Origin of the sequence: Haloterrigena alkaliphila, from assembly GCF_017352155.2 — an archaeon.
In the GTDB taxonomy this organism is placed as follows: domain Archaea; phylum Halobacteriota; class Halobacteria; order Halobacteriales; family Natrialbaceae; genus Haloterrigena; species Haloterrigena alkaliphila.
In genome coordinates this window covers 1,476,294-1,489,837 of the sequence record NZ_CP071462.1, presented here as the reverse complement: position 1 = coordinate 1,489,837, position 13,544 = coordinate 1,476,294, and the positions used below count along the sequence as shown (strand labels likewise).

General features: G+C 67.5%; 13 protein-coding genes. 4 read left to right on the top strand and 9 right to left on the bottom strand.

All coding sequences use genetic code 11. The features are described from left to right. Position 1: 1 nt before the first annotated feature. Positions 2–2,263 (bottom strand): copper-translocating P-type ATPase, encoded by a 2,262-nt coding sequence (locus J0X25_RS26055; protein WP_425600929.1) that lies wholly within the window; start codon positions 2,261–2,263, stop codon positions 2–4. A gap of 142 nt (positions 2,264–2,405) precedes the next feature. Here J0X25_RS26055 and hisG point away from each other — a divergent pair, with 142 nt between their 5' ends. Next, positions 2,406–3,272: an ATP phosphoribosyltransferase gene (hisG, locus tag J0X25_RS26050; RefSeq protein ID WP_207290453.1), complete on the top strand. Its 867-nt coding sequence runs from the start codon at positions 2,406–2,408 to the stop codon at positions 3,270–3,272. 99 nt (positions 3,273–3,371) lie between these two features. On the opposite strand, the gene J0X25_RS26045 is transcribed toward hisG, so the two are convergent. Next, positions 3,372–3,782, bottom strand: a complete 411-nt coding sequence (locus J0X25_RS26045; protein ID WP_207290452.1) for a DUF7344 domain-containing protein — start codon at positions 3,780–3,782, stop codon at positions 3,372–3,374. Positions 3,783–4,137: 355 nt separating this feature from the next. Beyond that, positions 4,138–4,698 (bottom strand): TATA-box-binding protein, encoded by a 561-nt coding sequence (locus J0X25_RS26040; RefSeq protein ID WP_006671604.1) that lies wholly within the window; start codon positions 4,696–4,698, stop codon positions 4,138–4,140. Between the two features lie 256 nt (positions 4,699–4,954). Between J0X25_RS26040 and J0X25_RS26035 the strand changes: the two genes are divergently transcribed. Genes J0X25_RS26035 through J0X25_RS26025 form a run of 3 tightly spaced genes read left to right on the top strand, consistent with a single transcriptional unit; the run spans position 4,955 to position 6,925 of the window. Then, complete coding sequence (locus J0X25_RS26035; protein ID WP_207290451.1) at positions 4,955–5,299, top strand: winged helix-turn-helix domain-containing protein; 345 nt, start codon at positions 4,955–4,957, stop codon at positions 5,297–5,299. Between the two features lie 3 nt (positions 5,300–5,302). Further along, a complete protein-coding gene (locus J0X25_RS26030) occupies positions 5,303–5,755 on the top strand; it encodes a type II toxin-antitoxin system VapC family toxin (protein WP_207290450.1) in 453 nt (150 codons plus the stop codon). Positions 5,756–5,815: 60 nt separating this feature from the next. After that, on the top strand, positions 5,816–6,925 hold the full coding sequence (locus J0X25_RS26025; RefSeq protein WP_207290449.1) for a methyltransferase domain-containing protein: 1,110 nt from the start codon (positions 5,816–5,818) through the stop codon (positions 6,923–6,925). A gap of 60 nt (positions 6,926–6,985) precedes the next feature. On the opposite strand, the gene J0X25_RS26020 is transcribed toward J0X25_RS26025, so the two are convergent. The 6 genes from J0X25_RS26020 to J0X25_RS26000 all read right to left on the bottom strand — a co-directional run bounded on the left by J0X25_RS26020 (position 6,986) and on the right by J0X25_RS26000 (position 13,462). Further along, positions 6,986–7,129, bottom strand: coding sequence for a hypothetical protein (locus J0X25_RS26020; protein WP_207290448.1), 144 nt, complete (start codon positions 7,127–7,129; stop codon positions 6,986–6,988). A 38-nt stretch (positions 7,130–7,167) separates the two neighbouring features. Continuing rightward, positions 7,168–7,371 carry a DUF7576 family protein gene (locus J0X25_RS39990; protein WP_425600928.1) on the bottom strand — a complete coding sequence of 68 codons (204 nt, stop codon included), beginning with the start codon at positions 7,369–7,371 and terminating at the stop codon, positions 7,168–7,170. 40 nt (positions 7,372–7,411) lie between these two features. Further along, a complete protein-coding gene (locus J0X25_RS26015; protein ID WP_207290447.1) occupies positions 7,412–7,723 on the bottom strand; it encodes a HalOD1 output domain-containing protein in 312 nt (103 codons plus the stop codon). 131 nt (positions 7,724–7,854) lie between these two features. Further along, positions 7,855–10,038, bottom strand: coding sequence for a bacterio-opsin activator domain-containing protein (locus tag J0X25_RS26010; protein WP_207290446.1), 2,184 nt, complete (start codon positions 10,036–10,038; stop codon positions 7,855–7,857). Positions 10,039–10,384: 346 nt separating this feature from the next. Continuing rightward, on the bottom strand, positions 10,385–12,631 hold the full coding sequence (locus J0X25_RS26005; protein ID WP_207290445.1) for a prolyl oligopeptidase family serine peptidase: 2,247 nt from the start codon (positions 12,629–12,631) through the stop codon (positions 10,385–10,387). A 93-nt stretch (positions 12,632–12,724) separates the two neighbouring features. Then, positions 12,725–13,462, bottom strand: a complete 738-nt coding sequence (locus tag J0X25_RS26000) for a hypothetical protein (protein WP_207290444.1) — start codon at positions 13,460–13,462, stop codon at positions 12,725–12,727. Between the last annotated feature and the right edge of the window lie 82 nt (positions 13,463–13,544).

Genomic DNA, 13,544 nt, shown 5'->3' with positions numbered 1-13,544 from the left:
ATCAATCCGCCGGCCGCGGCTCCCGCGGCGCGGCAACGTCCGGTAGGTTCGGGACGGAGAGATCGACTCGCCGGAGGAACTGCGCGTTGATCGCGACGATCACCGTGCTGAGCGACATGAGCAGGGCGCCGACGGCCGGCGAGAGCAAGATCCCGACCGGCGCGAGCACGCCCGCCGCCAGCGGGAGCGCGAAGACGTTGTAGCCCGCCGCCCAGACGAGGTTCTGTCGCATCTTTCGGTAGCTCGCGCGGCTCAGTTTCACGAGCCGAACGACGTCCATCGGATTGTTCTGGACGAGGACGATATCGGCCGACTGGACCGCGACGTCCGTCCCGCTCCCGATCGCGATGCCGATGTCGGCCCGGGCGAGCGCCGGCGCGTCGTTGACCCCGTCGCCGACCATCGCGACCGATTTGTCCTGTTCCTGTAGCTCCGTGATCTTCTCGTCCTTGTCGTCGGGCAACACCTCGGCGAACACCGTGTCGATCCCGAGGTCTGCCGCGACCGCCCGGGCGACGTCCTCGGAGTCGCCGGTCAGCATCGCCACCTCGAGTCCCAGCTCGTGGAGCGCGTCGACGACCCGGTAGCTCTCCTCGCGGATCACGTCCGCGAGCGCGAACGCGGCGACGGGCTCGCCTTCCCGAACGAGGTAAACCACGGTCTGTGCGTTCTCGCCCGCGCGATCCGCGAACCGCTCGAGATCGGCCGGCACGTCACCCTCGAGTTCCGAGAGCAGGTTCGGCCCGCCGACGTAGATCTCGTCACCGTCGACCGTCGCGCGGACGCCTCTACCCTTCAGGGCCTCGAAATCGGCCGCCGTCCCCCTCGAGACGCCGCGGTCGTCGGCCGCCTCGCGGATCGCCCGGGCGATCATGTGCTCCGAGTCACCTTCGACGGTGGCCGCGAGCGCAAGCGCCTCGTCCGTCGTGACGTCGTCGACGGTCGCGGTGTCGACCAGCCCCTGTTCGCCCTCCGTGAGCGTCCCCGTCTTGTCGAAGACGACGGTATCGAGGGTGCGAGCCCGCTCCATCGCGATCCGGTCCCGGACGAGCATCCCGTTGCGCGCGGCCAGCGAGGTGTTGATCGCGACCACCAGCGGGATCGCCAGCCCGAGCGCGTGCGGACAGGCGATGACGAGGACGGTGACGACGCGCTCGATTACCGCCGAGTCGAACCCCGTCGCGACCGTCCACGCGACGGCCGTGACGACGGCCGCGCCCAGCGCGACGTAGAACAGCCAGCCCGCGGCGCGGTCCGCGAGCGCCTGCGTCTTCGACTCGCTCGACTGGGCCTCCTCGACCAGCCGCATGATGCCGGCGAGCGTCGTCTCCTCGCCCGTCGCGCCGATCCGCACCCGGAGACTGCCGTCGCCGTTGACGGTCCCGCCGATCACCTCGTCGCCGGGCTCCTTCGAGACGGGCGTCGACTCCCCGGTGATCATCGACTCGTCGACGTCCGACTCGCCCTCCTCGAGGACGCCGTCGGCCGGCACGCTCGCGCCGGGGCGGACGAGGACGAGATCCCCTTCCTCGAGGTCGATCGCCGGAACCTCTTCGGTCTCGCCGTCGTCCGTAATCCGCTCGGCGGTGTCGGGCATCAGTTTCGCCAGTTCGTCCAGCGCACTCGAGGCCCGCCGGACGCTCCGCATCTCGATCCAGTGGCCCAGCAGCATGATGTCGATCAGCGTCACGAGTTCCCAGAAAAAGGCCGTCTGGGTGGGGAAGACGAGGCTCGCGAGGCTGTAGACGAAGGCGACCGTGATCGCCATCGAGATGAGCGTCATCATTCCCGGCGCGCGCTCGCGCAGTTCGGGGACGGCCATGCGGAGGAAGGGGACCCCGCCGTAGGCGAAGACGATCACCGCGAAGACGGGAGATATCCACTCGCTGCCGGGGAACGCGGGGACGGTGAAACCGAGCCACCCCTGCAGCGTCTCGCTGTAGAGGAGGACGGGGATCGAGAGCAGCGTCGAGACGAAAAAGCGTCGCCGGAACATCGTCTCGTGGCCGGCGTGCATCCCGCCGCTATGGCCGTCGCCGTGACCGTTGTCGCCGCTGTGGTCGTGTTCCGCGCCGTGACCATCCCGGTCATCTCCGCGCTCGTGTCCGGCGTGCTCGCCCTCGCGCTCCTGTCGGTCGCGAATCTCGGCTCGCCCTCGCTCGGCGTCGTCGGCTTCGTCCTCGAGCGCCGACTGTTCGACCCGGTCCGGTCGCTCGCGGTCGTCGGTCGGGTCGCCGTCGGATCGGTGATCGTGATCTCCCATGAACTGGTCCTCGATCGGTCGATACGACGTCACGCACCAAGGTAGTGGGGCCGGGCGCTCGCGGACCGGGTGCGAAAACCGAATCGGTCCATCCGCTCCGGGATGAAAAGACAATTCCCGACCGACGCCGAACCATCGACCAATGCGAATCGCCGTTCCCAACAAGGGCCGCCTGCACGAGCCGACGATCGACCTCTTAGAGCGGGCGGGGCTCCACCTCGAGAACGGTGCCGACCGGAAACTGTACGCCGACACCGTCGATCCGGACGTCTCCGTCCTCTTCGCCCGCGCGGCGGACATCCCGGAGTACGTCGCCGACGGCGCGGCCGACCTCGGGATCACGGGCTACGACCAGGTCCGCGAGGCCGGCGTCGACGACGTCTCGGAGCTCCTCGACCTCGAGTTCGGCCGCTGTCGCCTCGTCCTCGCGGCCCCCGAGGACGGCGAGATCGAGGCCGTCGAGGACCTCGCGGGCAAGACCGTCGCCACCGAGTTTCCGAACATCACGCGGGACTTCTTCGCCGAGGCGGGCGTCGATCCCGACATCGTCGAAGTGACCGGCGCGACGGAACTGACCCCCCACGTCGAGATGGCCGACGCCATCGTCGACATCACGAGCACGGGGACGACGCTGAAGATGAACCGCCTCGCGGTCGTCGACGAGGTACTCGAGAGTTCCGTCCGCCTGTTCGGACGGGACGACGTCCTCGACGATCCCAAGGTCGAGGAGGTACGAACGGCGCTGACCTCTGTCAAGCAAGCCGAGGGCAAGCGCTACCTGATGATGAACGTGCCGCGGGCGAAACTGGACGCGGTCAGGGACGTGATCCCCGGCCTCGGCGGGCCGACGGTGATGGACATCGCCGGCGACGAGGACGACGAGGGCGGGGACACGGTGGCCGTCCACGCCGTCGTCGACGAACGGGACGTCTTCGAGACGATCACGGCGGTCAAGCAGGCCGGCGCGAGCGACGTCCTGGTGACCGAGATCGAACGGCTGGTCGAGTAGCTCGAACGGCTGGTCGAGTAGCTCGAACGACTGGTCGAGTAGCTCGAACGGCTGGTCGAGTAGCTCGAACGACTGGTCGAGTGAGCCGATCGGCGGCGATCACTCCTCGAGGTCGGCGCCGAACACCGACTCGAACGCCGAGAGCCGCGCGCCGGGCGCGACGAGTCCACAGCCTCGATCGTACGAGAGGATACGGTGGTCCTCGAGCAGCGGGAGGTGGGTTCGACACAGCGAGACGTGCACGCGCTGGCGGAGGTCGTGCAGCGGCGTCACGGCCGTCGCGTCGTCCTCGGCGTCGGCGATCCGGGCGACCAGCGTCGAGAGCGAGAGCGAGTCCTCCGCGTCGATGAGGCAGCGAAGGACCGCGCGCCGGCGGTCGCTGTTCAGGACGCGTCGAACCGCCGCCAGCGGGATGGAGTCGTCGGCCGCGACGGCCTCCTCGAGTGGACTGCGACGACCCAGCGCGTGAGCGTTCTGCGCGGACATCGACCGGTCCGTGTGGATTGTCATCGATAGCTGAAACTCAGTCATCGGGAGTGGATAAACGGGGTCAGTCGTTCCGATCGCTCGGGCCGGATTTAGCCCACTATGGATCGTTCAACGGGCGTTGAACGATCGAAACGCGACAAAAGCGGGCGTAAGCGAGGCTGAACGGATCGAACCGCGCCGTCGGCGCCGGTCGCGTAAACGGTCGGAATGCCGACCGAAATCGGTCGATAACGTCACGAGCGTAACCGGTTCGGTCCGGCCCGAACGTCGTGGCGGCGTCGCTCGACGCGTCGCGAACGCGGTGTCGCTCGAGTCGCCGTCGAGGGAGATCACTCGACGCAGTCGACGGTCCGCGAGCGACCGAAAACGGGTGGCGCTACTCGAGCAGGCCGAGGTCCTCGAGTCGGGAGACGATCTTGTCGACGGCGTGTTCGGCGTCCTCGGGCTTCTTGCCGCCGGTGATGACGAGTTTGCCGGAGCCGAACAGGAGCGCGACGACCTCGGGTTCGTCGAGGCGGTAGACGAGACCGGGGAACTGCTCGGGTTCGTACTCGATGTTCTCCAGCCCGAGCCCGATCGCGATGGCGTTCAGGTTGAGGTTCCGGCCCAGGTCGGCGCTGGTGACGATGTTCTGGACGACGATCTCGGGGTCCTCGTTGACCTGAATCTGCAGTTCGCGGAGCTTGTCGAAGACGATGCGGAGGCTCTCGTGGACGTCGTCGGTGCTCTTGGCACCGGTACAGACGATCTTGCCCGAGCGGAAGATCAGCGCGGCGGACTTGGGGTTCTGGGTGCGGTAGACGAGGCCCGGGAACTGCTCGGGATCGTAGTCGGCGCCCTCGAGGTCCATCGCGACGCTCTGAAGGTCGAGTTCCTGCCCGATACCGGTCGACGCCACCACGTTTTCGATGTTGATGGTGTCCTTGGGATCCGTCATAAGTCGCTTAAAAAGACGTATTTAAGGTTTATAAAGGTTAGTACCGCCACCTGATATATCCGGTATATTCGGCGGCCGTCGTACGACGGAATGTGCCAGTTTCACACGCGAGAGCCCCTCAGAGACCCATTCAATCGATTTCCTTGAGAGCACCTGCGACGTTCGGCAGGCGCCAAATGTCGCAGATTAGTTCCTTGGAAGGCGGTTGTTTCCTTGGAGGGAATAGATACTTAACCGTTCACTTCAAAGAGCGATTATGGGTTCATCGAGCGGCCGCAATACCCGTGTTCCCGACGAAGACATCCTCTCAGTCCTCCGAGAGTCAGACGATCCTGTCCTCTCGACAGCAGAGGTCGCCGACCGACTACCGATCGAACGTCGATCGACGCTAAATCGGCTCCGTGCACTCGAGGAGCAGGAGTTCGTCGAGAGCAAGCAAATCGGCGGTCGGAATACCATCTGGTGGCTCTCGGCTCCGGAACGGGAGGACGCGATTCCGGAGGACGACCCATTTTTCTCCGGTGAGCCGATCTTCGCGTCGGACGACCCGGCCGACGAGGACGAAATCGACGACATCGTTTACGGAGACGTTGAGGGCTGAGACGTGTCCGAACTCGGAGCGACTCCGCTGTTCGTCGACACCGGCGCGTTCTACGCCTACTACGACGAAAGTGCGTCTCGTCACGATCGAGCGGCCGCCGTCTTCGACGCGATAGCGTCGGAAGGGGTGCAGTATCGACCGCTCTACACGACGACACACGTCCTCGCCGAACTCTCGACGTTGCTCGCACGCAAGCGGGACCACGAGACCGCTGTTCGCGGTCTCCGTCGAATTCGGAACTCGTCGGCGTTTTCGATCGTTAGACCGACCGAAGACGAGTTCGAAGTTGCATGCCGGCAATTCGAACGGTACGATGATCGGGAAATCACGTTGGTCGATCACCTCACGGCGGTGCTGGCGGACGAGCGCGCTACCGATCACGTCTTCGCCTTCGATACCGACTTTCAGACGCTCGGATTCACGCTCGTCCCTCGAGACGTCGACATCGATGTTTAGCTGTGAGCCGTCGTGTCGAAAAACGGTACCCTGATACTCGCTCCACGGTGACGACTACGCGTGTACCTACTCGAGCTCGGCGGCGAGGACGACGCGTTCGCGGCCCGCGAGGCGGCAAGCGCCGCGGCCGGCGTTCAGCGGATCGCTCCCGGGCTCGCCGTCGCCGACGCCGTCGTCCCCGAACGCGTCCGCGGGCTGGCGTACACCCACCGCGCGAGCGACCTGCTCGGACGGACCGACGCCAGCCTCGAGAGCGCAGTCGCGCTGCTCGAGACCGCACCGATCGACCGCGAGGGGAGCGTCGCCGTACGCGCGACGGACGTCCACGGCTCGACGGACGTCAGTACGGCGCGTGCGGAGCGCGAACTCGGCACGATTCTGGTGAATCGGGGATTCTCGGTCGACCTCGAGGAGCCGGACCACGTGCTGCGCGCGACGTTCTCCGAGGGGCAACTGGAGGGCGGCGGGACCCTCGAGGCCGACGAGGAAACCGGCGACCTGTTCGCGCACCCGGACGGCGACGCGTCGCCCGGGGAACGCGTCTCGGTCTGCGCGCTCGGCTGGCTCGCGGCCGAGAGCGTCCGCGACTTCGGCGACCGCGCGCCGACGGACAAGCCATTCTTCCAGCCCGGAAGCATGGACCCGCTGCTGGCCCGCGCCGTCGCGAACGTCGCGGGCGCCCGCCCCGGCGCGGCGATTCTGGATCCCATGTGTGGGACCGGCGGCGGCCTCGTGGAAGCGGGACTGGTGGGCGCGGACGTGATCGGGACCGACGCGCAGGAAAAGATGGTTCGGGGCGCGCGGGAGAACCTCGAACACTTCCTCGAGCCCGACGACCCCTCGCCGACGGGCGTCGCGCGCGGGGACTGGCACGTCGCCCGCGGCGACGCGACGCGACTGCCGCTGGCCGACGACGCCGTCGACGGCGTCGTCTTCGACGCGCCGTACGGACGCCAGTCGAAGATCGAGACCCACCGCCTCGAGGATCTGGTGTCCGGCGCACTCGCGGAGGCGCGGCGAGTCGCCCCGCGGGCCGTGATGATCGCCGACCGCTCGTGGGCTAGCGAGGCGCGGGCCGCGGGATGGGACCTCGAGGCCACCTTCGAACGCCGCGTCCACCGCTCGCTGACGCGGTACGTGCTGGTCCTCGAGCGGCGGTCGACGGCGTAAGGGAGTCGGCAGGACACGGATGCCGTCGGGTCGGACCGCAGCGCCGAACGACTGGAGGGGCTACTGCTCGACGGTGCAGGTGAGCGTCGACGCGATCCACGCGCGGTCGTTCCGCGGATCGGCGATGACGCCGCCGTCTTCGTCGGACGGGAATTCCCGGAACGTTTCGCGAATTCGATCGTCCGCAGTTTCAGTATCGGTCATCGGAGAAGAGGAGCGCCAGCTGCAGCCATCGGTGTCGGTTACGAGCCATCGGCGTCGTCCCGGGATGGGCGCCACTCGTCGCGACACGCCTCGCTACAGAACCGAGCGATACGGTACGTCCCGTCCGAATCCGTCCACCCGACGGTCGGATGCCAGCGTCCCGGATCGAGGGTCGTTCCGCACGTCGCACAGCGGTCGGGAGCGCCCGACGCTGCGGGGGCCGACGGGTCGCCGTCATCCATCGAATCCGCCGCGGCTGACGAGGACCATCAGGACCACCACTTAGTTCGCGTGGGCGCGCGTCGAGGCGCCCGAGTCGGCGGCCGTCTCCGCGTCCGCCGTCACGACGACGGTTCCGTCGCCGACGTCGACGGTACATCCCGCGATCGTAAAGGACACGCGCGGTCCCGCCTCCGTCCGACCGTCGCTTCGTGGCTGGACGATCGCATCGAGGGCGTCGGGGTCGATCGCCGTGTAGAGCGGCGGCAGTTCGTCGACCGGCGTTTCCGTCTCGTCTGCGACCGCCATCGCGACCGTGATACATACTTCGTCGCTCCGCGAAAACTGTCGGGTCGTGGGCTCAGTTGCGCTCATCTGTGATCTATTGTGACGAACGGGACCTTTCGGGAAAGCCGTACTAGCTCAACTGAAAGCGGGCCGCTCGAGCGAACACTATCAGTTGAGATATCGGCGATCGGCGGGGGCGTTCGAACGGGGGGCGAGGCTCACTCGACGTAGAGCAGCGTCAGCAGTTTTCGCAGCGCCGCTCGAAGGTGGTGGTTGAACGTCGGCTGCGTGATATCCAGCGTCGCCGCCACGTCCCGGCCGCTGCTCGCGCGCGGCGATTCGAAGTAGCCGCTGAAGAAGGCCGTCCGGAGGACTTCGCCCTGTCGGTCCGTCAACAGGTCCTCGAGCGTCGTCTGGAACGCCTGTCGCGTCTGTACCGATCGCTCGTCCTCGCGACTCGCCACCAGCGACGACTCCGGATACATCGTCTGAAACCGCTCCGCGAACCCGCGGACGTCAGCGTCGCTCGAGAGTTCGACCGTCAGGTGGCCCGCGCCGTTTTCGGCCGTCAGCGTCTGTACCGTCACCCCCTGTTCGAGACAGAACGAGACGACGTTCGGCTCCCGGAGCGTACACTCGAAGACGCAGTCGTCTTCTCGCTCCGCGACGAGCGTGAGGTCGTCGATCGCGAGCGATCCTCCGGCGAACGCGACCACGTCGTCGACCGATGCCCCGCACGTCGAGAAGAACACCCGGAGTCGGTCGTCGGTTCGCGGGACCACGCTCTCGAAGGCGAACTCGCACTCGAGCGCGTCGGTCAACTCCAGAAACGCGAGGTCCGCGTCCCGCACCTGGAATTTGAGTTCGACGACCCGATCGCTGATCAGCGCCTTCTTGCTCTCGACCGCGTTGATCGCGTGGGCGATCGTCTCGCCGAGTTCGGACAGGACGGCCTGGACGCGATCGGTGAAGATCCCCGGCCGATCGGCGTAGATCGTCAACACGCCGTACAGCGTCTCCGCGTACACGAGCGGAATGCTCGCGATCGACCGATAGCCCCGTTTCCTCGTCTCCTCGCGCCACGGCGGGTGCGAGAGATCCCGCATCGCGTCGTCGACCACCTGAAGGTCTCGCGTGCGCACGGCGGTTCCGACCGGCCCGCGGCCGGTCTGACTCTCGTCGGTCGTGATCGTGACGCTCTCGAGAAAGCCGTCCTCGACGCCCGCGCGGGCCCGCGGCGTGAGCGTCCGCGTGAGCGCGTCGTGGACGCCGATCCAGGCGAACCGGAACGAGTCGGCGTCCACCAGCCGATCGCAGACGGCTTGCTCGATCTCGGATCGCGTCGTCGCGTGGACGACGCCCTGGACGACGTCGCGGATCATGGCGTTGATCTCGTTGAGCCGCTCGAGCGACTCGGTCTGGGACTCGAGTTCGGCCTCGCGCTCCTGCAGCCGCTGCTCGCGCTCGAGGCGCTCGAACGCCGCCTGCGTGTTCGTCGCCAGGATCTTCGCGTAGTCGACGCCGGGAGACGGAATCGACGGGGAGGTCGCCGACCCGAGGAGGAAGACGCCGTGCGTCGCGAGCGGAAACACGATGCGACTGGCCAGCGGGAACTCGTCGTCCCCGGAGGCAGGGTCGGTCTCCCCGTCGGAGTCGACGACGACCCGATTTGTAGCGAAGGCCCGTCCGACTACCTCCGCACAGGCCGACGACAGCCGGGGCGAGCCCTCGTCTCCGTCACCGGTTGAGTCCTCGGCGAGCAGGAGCGATTCCGCCCGATCGGTCGCGGCGAGCGGCCGCAACTCGCCGTGGTCGGTGTCGTAGCGACAGACCATCGCGACGGGGAAGTCGAGGGACTCCGCCGCCGCGACGACGGCTCGCTCCGCGATATCGTCGAATGAGGTCATCGACATCAGTTCCCGCGAGACCGTCGACAGCGCGGTCAACTGCGTTTCGCGGTGGTGGCGCTCGAGCGCGTGTCGGAGCGAGCGGGTCAGCAGTTCGCTGGAGATCTCGTCCTTCACGAGGTACGCCTGCGCGCCCTGCTGGACGGCGCGGACGCCGACCCGCTCGTCGGAGAGGCCCGTCAGCACCACGATCGGCACGGTCGCCGAGTGCTCGAGCACGGTCGTGAGCGTTTCCAGCCCGGAACTATCCGGCAACCCCAGATCGAGCAAGACGACGTCTACCGCCGTCTCCGTCAACTCCTCGAGCGCCGTCTCGAGGCGGTCGACGCGGTGGAGATCCACCGTCTCGGTTCCCGCGTCGTCCGCGCCGCCGTCGCTCCCGCGTTCGATCGAGGACAGCGGGACGGACGTCTCTCGAAGCATCTCTTCGATGAGCCGGGCGTCGCCCGAATTGTCCTCCACGAGGAGGATGCGGAGCTCGTCGTCCGCCGTCATGTAATCACACAGCCATATATTGCTCGGCCAGGGTCATGCACCAACTGTAATTATACATAGATTTTCGCCGACTCGAAGCTACTTCCGCTATCACTGTTGTCGGATATTGTGATGAGGCGGGGACAGATAAATGCACAGGCGAGTAAACCCGAACGTTTATCACTCGACGCATCCGCCGTTCGTCCTATTCCTCTTTTGTCATATATTCGATTCGTCGATCAGAGATATAGTGTTGCTAGTTCGATATGAGAGGGGCAGCTCGATCGCTCCTCCGGGATCACCCGGCTCACCCGGCTCTCCCGCTCGAGTCACTCCCGGCGCGGTTCGCTCGCCGCGATACGGCAGCTCACGCGTCCGGGCCCTGATCACAGAGCACGACCGTCTCACTCGAGTCACCCGCGCCGAACTCGAGCGTCCGTTCGCCGGCGCCGCTTTTGAGGGTCAGCGTCAGGTCATGGGTGGTCTCGACGCGGACCTCGAGCGGCTCCGTCGTGTCGATGCCGGCGTCGTCGACGTACAGCGTGGCCGCGGTAACGGCCTCGGCCTCGAGTTCGATCGCGTTCTCGGCGGGTCGGCGCTGGAGCGGATCGCGCCAGCGGATCCCCTCGCGGGTGTTGGGTCGCGGCTCGGTCGACTCCTCGGTGAACTCCTCGGCGACGGGGTCACCGTAGCCGTCGACCAGCGAGAGCGCGTCGACGAGGCCGTCCTCGGCGTCGTCCGCGACCGTGATATCGTGAACCCAGTAGGCGCCGTCGTGGCGGATGTCGTAGGTCTCGTTGCCGAACTCGGGGACGGCCCGATAGGTGACGCGGGCGGGCCGGCGGTCGACGGTGGCGGCCCCGAGGTAGTCCCGGCCCGGGCCCCATTCGTCCTTCGCGAAGAAAGAGAAGTGGTCGTCCTCCGGGAACGAGTCGAGCCGGTGGCGGTAGCCGTGTTCGACGAGGTCGTCGCGGTAGTTTCGCACGCCGGCGTAGGGGACGAGTTCGTCGAGCATCCCCGCCCACATGAGCAGCGGCACGTGCCGGAGGTTGTCCGTCACGCGCATCATGTTCTGGGGGTTCTCGGATGAGGTCGCGTATTCGCCGTAGAGCCCGTCCGTGGGCCCGCCGAGGATCGACTCGTCCGCGGGCCCGACGACGGCGAACCCGCGGGCGAACAGGTCGGGATACAGCGATCCGATCCGGTAGGTGCCGTGGCCGCCCATCGAGTAGCCGCTGACGGTGACTCGATCCGGATCGATATCGTACCGGGCGCGGAGGTCCGCCCAGGCCTCGAAGAGGTCGAGTTCGGCCTCGTTCTTCCACCAGCCCGACGGACCGCGACCGTGAGGCATCAACACGATGGCGTCGCGCTGCTCGCCGAGCTGGGCGAGCATGTTCGGCGAGGCCGAGTACTGGTTGTAGTTCTCCCCCAGCGAGTGCAACAGGACCACGAGCGCGGTCGGCTCGCCGGGCTCGTAGCTCTCGGGGACGTACACCGAGTAGGGCTGGACCCGGCTCTGATAGATCTCGCGGGGATCCTCGAGGTCGATCCCCGGCCCCAGGTCGTACCGCGAGGCGTAGAGTCGGTTGTGGTAGCCCGCCCGCGGAACCGACCGGCCGACGTCGCCGTCCTCCAGTCGGCCGAAGTCGACGTCCGCTCCCAGCTCCGAGATGTCCCGCTCGGAGAGCGCCTCGGCCTGCCCGGCCGAGCGCCACATCCCCTCACCGTCGGTGAGCAGGACGTGGTACTCCCCCGTCTCCGAGAGGACGTCGCGGTCCGCCTCGCGGGCCTCGAGCGGTTCGTCGCGGACGGTTCGGAAGCCGACCTCGTACACCGGCGGCTCGTCCGGTCCGAACGGCCCCGATTCCCGGGAGAAGCCGCCGTCACCGTCGTGGACCCCCGAGACGGCGTAGTGGCGCCACGTCTCCCGGCCGGGCTCGAGGGGCACCTCGACCTCGAGGCGGTTGCGCTCGACGTCGACCGCGTACGCGTCGTCGGGCAGCGGGTCGCCGTCGAGGGTCGCGCCGGTCCCCCAGCAGACCAGCACGTGATCGACCGGCGCGCCGAGCTCGCCGAGGCCGTGGCCCCAGTCGGTTCGGCCGTCGCCGCCGGTATCGATTCCGATCGCGACGACGGCCGCGTCGGGCTCGACCATCGCGTTCAGCGCGACCCGGTAGGCGACGCCCTCGTCGGTCGGCTGGGCGCGGATCTCGAGCAGATCGGCCGCGTTGTTGGCGTAGCGGTCGTCGTCCGGATACGAGCGCTCGTTCTGCGCGCCGCGGTCGTCGAACGGCCAGCCCTGCGCGAGGAACTCGCCGTCGTCGTACGCGGCGTACCCGCTGACGAGCAGCGGCTCCGCGTCCCAGCGGTCGTCGACCTCGAACTGCGGCGCCGTGACGGGATCGTCGTACAGCACGTCCGGGCCGGGACGGGGCGACTCGAGGTTGTTCGCGCCGGGACAGCCGTCGGGGTCGGCCGCCGCGATTCCGCTCGGACCGGCCCCCGCACCGAGGAGTCCGGCGGCGGACGCCACACCGAGCGATCGAAGGACGCGTCTGCGGGACGATTCCGATTCGTCGCGGTCGAACGGATTACTGTCACCGTCTCCCATACCCGTCCCGGGCCACGGATTCCGGGAAAACTATTGTGACAAATACGTCAAACCGTTCGACGGTATCGGGCGGCTAACTATCCGAGGATTCGCTCACGCCGACGCCCGGCGCTCGAGGAGCGACTCGAGTTCCCGGGCGACCGCTGGGGGCACCACGATCCGCCGCGGGCCGGCGACGTACTGGCCGTCGGGCTGGGCGTACTCGAGTTTCAGAATCGCCGCGTCGCCGACCCGGCGCGTCGAGACGTCCACGATGACGTCGAGGTCGATCGCCTGGTCGGGATCGTAGAGGTAGAGCACGCCCTCCTCGCGGTCGAGCGCGCCGACCGATCGCAGGAAGGAAGCGCACACGAGCGCGACCAGGGCGAGCGGGAGCGACAACGCGGCCGCGCCGGTGAACGGGCCGGCGCCGACCCCACCCAGGAGGTCCTGCTGGGAGACGACCCGGCCGATCGCCATCAGCGACCCGATGACGGCGAGCATCGCGACCATCCCGAGGGCGGCGTCCATCGCCCGCTCGAGGCCCCGTTCGGACTGCGTATCGACGGGGAAGCGTCGAGCGAGCGCCTCGAGTCGGCCGGTGGTGTCGCTGGCGACGGCGAACGCGAGAATCGTCGCGACGAGCGCAGCGAACACCCCGACGACGACCGCACCGGCGTCGGCCTGTCTGGCGAGGTCGTACAGCCGCCAGAAGACGATGATGGTGATCGCGGCGAAGAACGTGCCGACGCCGAGCGACCAGAGGAGGCGGACGGTCCGGGAGGTCGAGCCGTCCCGTCGCCACTGGATCGTTTCGGGATCGGTCGACTCCCCCATCGCGTCCTCGTCCATACTGGCACTCGCGACCCGTCGTGTAAAGCCTGTTCGATGTCGACCGCCCGCCACATACTGTCGGACAGAAGTCAGTGAGAAG

Coding starts and splice junctions, on each gene's coding strand:
- J0X25_RS26040 (WP_006671604.1), bottom strand. CDS start 4,698: ATGACGGATCCCAAGGACACCATCAACATCGAAAACGTGGTGGCGTCG.
- J0X25_RS39990 (WP_425600928.1), bottom strand. CDS start 7,371: ATGGATGACGGCGACCCGTCGGCCCCCGCAGCGTCGGGCGCTCCCGAC.
- J0X25_RS26015 (WP_207290447.1), bottom strand. CDS start 7,723: ATGAGCGCAACTGAGCCCACGACCCGACAGTTTTCGCGGAGCGACGAA.
- J0X25_RS26005 (WP_207290445.1), bottom strand. CDS start 12,631: ATGGGAGACGGTGACAGTAATCCGTTCGACCGCGACGAATCGGAATCG.
- J0X25_RS26000 (WP_207290444.1), bottom strand. CDS start 13,462: ATGGACGAGGACGCGATGGGGGAGTCGACCGATCCCGAAACGATCCAG.
- J0X25_RS26020 (WP_207290448.1), bottom strand. CDS start 7,129: ATGACCGATACTGAAACTGCGGACGATCGAATTCGCGAAACGTTCCGG.
- J0X25_RS26010 (WP_207290446.1), bottom strand. CDS start 10,038: ATGACGGCGGACGACGAGCTCCGCATCCTCCTCGTGGAGGACAATTCG.
- J0X25_RS26035 (WP_207290451.1), top strand. CDS start 4,955: ATGGGTTCATCGAGCGGCCGCAATACCCGTGTTCCCGACGAAGACATC.
- J0X25_RS26055 (WP_425600929.1), bottom strand. CDS start 2,263: ATGGGAGATCACGATCACCGATCCGACGGCGACCCGACCGACGACCGC.
- J0X25_RS26045 (WP_207290452.1), bottom strand. CDS start 3,782: ATGACAATCCACACGGACCGGTCGATGTCCGCGCAGAACGCTCACGCG.
- hisG (WP_207290453.1), top strand. CDS start 2,406: ATGCGAATCGCCGTTCCCAACAAGGGCCGCCTGCACGAGCCGACGATC.